Consider the following 5,462-nt stretch of genomic DNA (forward strand, 5'->3'; position numbering starts at 1 on the left):
TGAGCCGAGAAATACTAATCTGCGACATTATTCATACCTTATTCAACGGAATTCAAGTATTTAACAAATGAAACCTCATGAAACACATTATGTGTGGCACATTTTTTTCGATGATGGATTCGGGCGGAGATGCGTGCAAGCCAAAAGGGTGGAACAAATGTTCCCCCATATGAGGACTCCAATTATACCCGAAATCACCGGCGGGAAATAGCGGCGATGCGAAACCGAGATGCCGCCGGAAAGGGATTGAAAATCAATGAAATTGGCGGCGCCGGCTGGCGGAGGGAAGGCGCAGCTCCTTGCGGTATTTCGTCACCGTTCGGCGGGCGATGACCACATCCTTTTCCCGCAGTTTCTCGACAATCTCCTGGTCGGTGAGCGGTTTTTTCTTGTCCTCCTGCTCCACGATGTGCCGTAGCCGCTCCTTCACCGCCACCGAAGAGGTGTTCTCGCCGCCGCCGCGGGATTCGAGTCCGCTATGGAAAAAGTATTTCAGGCTGAACACCCCCTGCGGGGTCTCCATGTACTTGCCCGTCGTTACGCGGCTGACCGTCGATTCGTGCATTTCGATATCTTCGGCCACATCCCGGAGCACAAGCGGGCGTAAATGGTTGACGCCGTGGTTGAGAAATTCTTCCTGAAATTTTACGATGCTCCGGGCGACCTTCATGATCGTTTGACGCCGCTGTTCGATGCTCTTCAGGAACCAGAGGGCGGCCCGCATCCGCTCCTCCAGGTATTTTCGCGCCTCGGGAGGCGTTCCGTCCCGGTTTTCCAGCATGGAATGAAACATCGGGCTGACGCGAAGCGGCGGCAGTCCGTCATCGTTCAGGATGATATCGAAATCAGCCTCTCTTTTAATGACCGTGATGTCGGGCACAGCGACCTCTACCCGCTCTTCGGAAAAGCGGGCGCCCGGGTTGGGGTTCAGGCTGCGGATCAGATTGACCGCTTCGATAATCTCCTCCACGGACACCTTGTTCTGACGTGACAGGCGGACAAAATGCCGATCGTGGAGGTTCTCGATGTTGTCCAGGAGCAGGCGCTCGGCCAGCTCATGGATCTTCTTCTCGTCCTTTCCGAGCCCCCCGCGCAGGTTTTTCAACTGCAGCAAGAGGCACTCCTGGAGGTTTCTCGCCCCAATGCCCGGCGGGTCGAATTCATGAATCAGCGCCAGCGCCCGTTCGCCCACCTCGGCCGAGAGGCCCGCCCTGGCGGCCAGTTCCTCCGGCGAGGCCTGAAGATACCCGGAATCGTCGATATTCCCGATGATTTCGGCGGCCACGTGCCGCGTATCTTCATCGGCCGCGGTGAGATTCAGCTGCCATTCCAGATGCTCGTGGAGTGTCTCGGACACGCTGAGGGTCTGTTCGTAGGAAGGAAAATCCCCATCGCTCGCAATCGAGGGAAGCGAGGAAGAGTGCGAGGTGTCCTGCACGATGTTTTCCCATTCGATTTCGACCTCTCCCCGCTCGTCCGTCTGGGTGTCGGGCAAATCCTCCGGGGATTCGGGCATCTCCCCATCCGCCACCTCTTTGACTTCCTCTACGGAATCTTCCAGGACCGGATTCTCCTGCAGTTCCTGCTGCACCGCCTGCTGAAGCTCAAGGCGCGTCAGCGGCAAAAGGCCGATCGCCTGCTGCAGCATCACCGTCATGACGAGGCGCTGCTCGTGGCGAAGCTGAAGGCGGGGCTGGAGCGTCACCGTTGTTTCCTCATTGTGAAAATTTACGGACTAAAGCCGAAAGGACTCGCCCAGGTAAACGTCCCTGGCTTTTCCGCTCTCGGCGATGGTCTTCGGGTCACCAGATTCGAGTATCTTTCCTTCGCTGATGATGTAGGCCCGGTGAGAGATCTGGAGCGCCTCGCGGACGTTGTGATCGGTGAGCAACACGCCAATGTTCCGCTCACAAAGACCCCGAACGATGCCCTGAATCTCGTTCACCACGATCGGGTCGATGCCGGCGAAAGGCTCATCGAGCAGGATAAAAGTAGGCGAGGTCGCCAGGGCGCGCGCAATTTCGACCCGGCGGCGCTCCCCGCCGGAGAGGGAAAATCCCTTGCTCCGCCGGACGTGTTCGAGGTTCAAGTCATGGATCAGTTCCTCCGCCCGCTGTTTTCTCGAAGCGGAGGTGCCCGGCATCAGCTCCAGGATGGCGAGAATGTTGTCCTCCACCGTGAGCCGCCGGAAGACGGACGCCTCCTGCGGCAGATAGCTGATCCCCATGCGCGCCCGGCGGTACATCGGCTCGCCCGTGATCTCCCGGCCGTTCAGAAGAACCGCCCCTTCGTCCGGGGCAATGAGGCCGACGATCATGTAGAAAATCGTCGTCTTCCCTGCCCCGTTCGGCCCGAGGAGGCCGACAATTTCCCCCGGTGCCACTTCCAGGTCCACGCCGTCGACAACACGCCTCCCGGCAAAACTCTTCACAAGCCCCCGCGCACCCAGCGTATGCGCCGAAAGATCGCCCGGGGAGCCCGCTTCCATTGATGCTCTTTTATGCTGGATCATCGGTCACTTTTTGGGGGCGGGAGCGGGGCGCTTCTCTCCGCTCGGGAAAAGGGTCACGTTTACACGTTTCGATCTGCTTCCGTCCACAACCGTCCGCTCTTCCTGCAGGAAGAGCGTGATCTTGTCGCCGATGATCAGGTTATCCCCCTCCCAGGCCTTCGGGTTGCCTGTCAAAATAGCGATACCGGTGCGCTCGTTGTAGTCCAGATTCTCCCCCGAGGCGAACTTCCCCTTGCCCTGGTTCACGAGGACATTCCCTGTCGCCACGAGCCGCTCGACAGAATTCTCGGGGGCCGCGGCGGGAGGCTTGGCCGCGGTCTTCTCCTTTGGATATTCCTTTTTCTTCGGATACTTCTTTGTATCTTTCTTTGGGTCTTTCTTCCCGTCCTTTTTCTTTTCCTCAAAATAGACGCGGAGCTTGTCCGACTTGATTTGCATTTCGCCCTGTGTCGCCACGACATCACCGATGAAATCCACGAAATGCAGCTTACTGAAGGCTTCCATTCGGTTGGACGTGATGTGAATCGGCTCTTGCTTTTTCGGTTTCGCGGCGGCCTTCGGAGCAGCCGCGGGGGGGCTGGGCGCAGTTGTCGGAGCAGCTACAGGGGGGCTGGGCACGGCCGTCGCCCCCGCGGCGCCCGTCACAAGAGCGGCCATCGCAAAGACGAAAAAGAATCCGCAGATGATGTTTTCCGCAGCCCGATGCACGCGCATGAATCAGCCCTTCCTTTTCTTGGGGGCACCGGATTGGGCGGGGAGCGCCTTGTGGGGCGCCTTGCCGCCGGCTGCCGCGGCGTCCACGCCCTGGATGATTGCCCGCACGTTCCGCTCCAGCGTGAACTGACCCATATCCGTGCGGCCGAAAAGTCCCGTTCCCGTGAGCCGGAAAGTGCTATTCCGGAGAACAACCGGGTCTTTGGTCTCCACGTATTTCTTCTCGGAGTTGAAACGAAGCGACTCTGTCTCGACGATGTATCCATCGTCAGTGAGAATCCGGACGTTGCCCTCCAGCTGGATGTTGCGGGTCCGGTTCTCCATTACGCCGCGCTCGGCGTAGACATTCATTTTCTTCCCATCCTTGGGATAAAACAGGATGTGCAGATTGCGCATCTGGGTGATGTCCTGCTTTTGATAGACTTTTGCCTGGTCCGCCCACAACTCCCACTCCTTCGCGCCCTTTTCGTTTTGCACGACATGGACGCGGTTGATTTGCAGATCCGCATCCGTGCCCAGCACCTTGATCTCGCCGAACTCGATCTGCGGCAGGGGGGAGCGGAACAGGTAGAAGGACACCACGGCGATCAGAAGAAGCATGGCGGTCAGGGTTGCTCTTTTGAGGAATTTGACCGAGAACATGATTTCCCAGGGTCCCGAAAGCAAAATGGGCGCACACTTGCACAGGGGCGGCGGGATTGCAGTTTCTGCTTTACTTCCTGCAAGCCTGTTCTATACTTGCAAATATGATGCCACTTCCAGGAAGCCCTGTAAAGACCTGATTTCTAGGGATAGAATACGCAGCAAACGAGATGCCCCGAGGGGGTGGGCGAGCGCCCTAGCCACCGAGCCGGATACGGCGGCGGTGGGCGTCTAGCACATCGATCTGGACCCGATGGGCCTCCGGATAGGTGTGCGCCCTCAGTTTTTCCGCCCATTCGAAGATGAGGATTTCCCCGGCGTCGGTGGCCTCTCCCAGATCCAGATCGTCGGGGTCGAAATTCGCGGGCAGCCGGTACAGATCCACGTGCCGGACCGGCGGCTGCGTCGGGTGATGGGTCATGTACACGAAAGTGGGGCTGCGGACGCTCCGCCCTTCCCCGCCCGGGAGGCCGTGAACGAGTCCACGGACAAATACGCTTTTCCCCGCCCCGACCTCTCCATAGATCAGAACGATGGACCCGGGAACGAGGCTTCCGGCGAAACGGCCGCCGAGCCGCTCCGTCTCTTCGGGGGATTGGGTGATCGTCTCTTCGGGAGCGGGCGTCAAGAAGCCGCTTCCTCCAGTACCCGTTGCCGAGCGAGCGGGAGGGCGGAGAGCAGATCGGTCGCAGTCAATCCGATCCCGCCTATCTGATGCGCCGCGATATCCCCTGCCAGGCCGTGAAGGTAAACGCCCGCGACCAGCGCTTCCTCCGGGGCAAGCGACTGGGAGAGCAGGCCTCCCACCACGCCGGCGAGAACGTCCCCCATTCCGGCGGAGGCCATCGCGGAGTTCCCGGTGGGGTTCATCCACCCCGCCCCTCCGGGTGTTCCGATGATCGTTCCCGCCCCCTTCAGGGCGATGTAAAGCTGATGCCGGGTGGCGAACTCTATGGCGAGCCCTACCCGGTCGGCCTGTATCTCCTTGGCAGACACCCCCATCAGGCGCGCCATCTCCCCCGGGTGCGGCGTCAGAAGTAGATCGGCGCGCGTACCCTTGAGCACGGTCAGATCATGCGAAAGGGCGTTCAGGGCATCCGCATCCAACACCATCGGCTTCTCGATGTGCTGGATCATCTGCTGGACCAGTTCGACGGCCCGGGGATGGGTCGTCAGACCGGGGCCGACGACCACTGCATTCATGCCCGCCGCATGCTCGAGAATGACTTCAAAGGCATTTTCTCCAACCGTCCCGCTGCCGGTCGAGGGCAGCGGAATGGCCATCACCTCCGGCGGGCCGGCTTCGACGGCAAACGCCACCAGCTCGGGGATGGCGACGGAGACTTTTCCCGCGCCCGAGCGCAGCGCGGCCACCGCCGCCATGAGCACGGCGCCCGTCATCCCCGACGAGCCGCCCACGATGAGAAGGTGTCCGGCGTTTCCCTTGTGGGCGTCGCGCCGCCGCACCGGTAGCATTGCGGCGAGATCCGCCGCCTCGGTCAGATGAAGTTCCACACCCTCGGCTTCGAAACAGGCGGTGGGAATCCCGATGTCGAGACACTCCACCTCGCCCACGAAGTCTGCGGCCGGAAAA

6 protein-coding genes are annotated in these 5,462 nt (G+C 60.2%); all 6 read right to left on the reverse strand.

What is annotated here, in order from left to right; all coding sequences use genetic code 11:
* Positions 1-253: 253 nt before the first annotated feature.
* On the reverse strand, positions 254-1,705 hold the full coding sequence (gene rpoN / locus O2807_11375) for an RNA polymerase factor sigma-54 (GenBank protein ID MDA1001099.1): 1,452 nt from the start codon (positions 1,703-1,705) through the stop codon (positions 254-256).
* Between the two features lie 30 nt (positions 1,706-1,735).
* Positions 1,736-2,488 (reverse strand): LPS export ABC transporter ATP-binding protein, encoded by a 753-nt coding sequence (gene lptB / locus O2807_11380; GenBank protein ID MDA1001100.1) that lies wholly within the window; start codon positions 2,486-2,488, stop codon positions 1,736-1,738.
* Between the two features lie 27 nt (positions 2,489-2,515).
* Positions 2,516-3,226 (reverse strand): hypothetical protein, encoded by a 711-nt coding sequence (locus O2807_11385; protein ID MDA1001101.1) that lies wholly within the window; start codon positions 3,224-3,226, stop codon positions 2,516-2,518.
* Between the two features lie 3 nt (positions 3,227-3,229).
* The gene (gene lptC / locus O2807_11390; protein MDA1001102.1) at positions 3,230-3,868 is read right to left on the reverse strand and encodes an LPS export ABC transporter periplasmic protein LptC; all 639 of its coding nucleotides are present in this window, start codon (positions 3,866-3,868) and stop codon (positions 3,230-3,232) included.
* A gap of 196 nt (positions 3,869-4,064) precedes the next feature.
* Positions 4,065-4,496 (reverse strand): tRNA (adenosine(37)-N6)-threonylcarbamoyltransferase complex ATPase subunit type 1 TsaE, encoded by a 432-nt coding sequence (locus tag O2807_11395; protein ID MDA1001103.1) that lies wholly within the window; start codon positions 4,494-4,496, stop codon positions 4,065-4,067.
* Positions 4,493-5,462: NAD(P)H-hydrate dehydratase (locus O2807_11400; protein MDA1001104.1), on the reverse strand; the 970-nt coding region annotated here is incomplete at its 5' end. The genes O2807_11395 and O2807_11400, both read right to left, overlap by 4 nt.

This window comes from bacterium, assembly GCA_027622355.1.
Classification (GTDB): domain Bacteria; phylum UBA8248; class UBA8248; order UBA8248; family UBA8248; genus JAQBZT01.

What these genes read in the sequence shown, in the direction of transcription:
- lptB (MDA1001100.1), bottom strand. Translation starts at nt 2,488, where the DNA reads ATGGAAGCGGGCTCCCCGGGCGATCTTTCGGCGCATACGCTGGGTGCG.
- O2807_11385 (MDA1001101.1), bottom strand. Translation starts at nt 3,226, where the DNA reads ATGCGCGTGCATCGGGCTGCGGAAAACATCATCTGCGGATTCTTTTTC.
- lptC (MDA1001102.1), bottom strand. Translation starts at nt 3,868, where the DNA reads ATGTTCTCGGTCAAATTCCTCAAAAGAGCAACCCTGACCGCCATGCTT.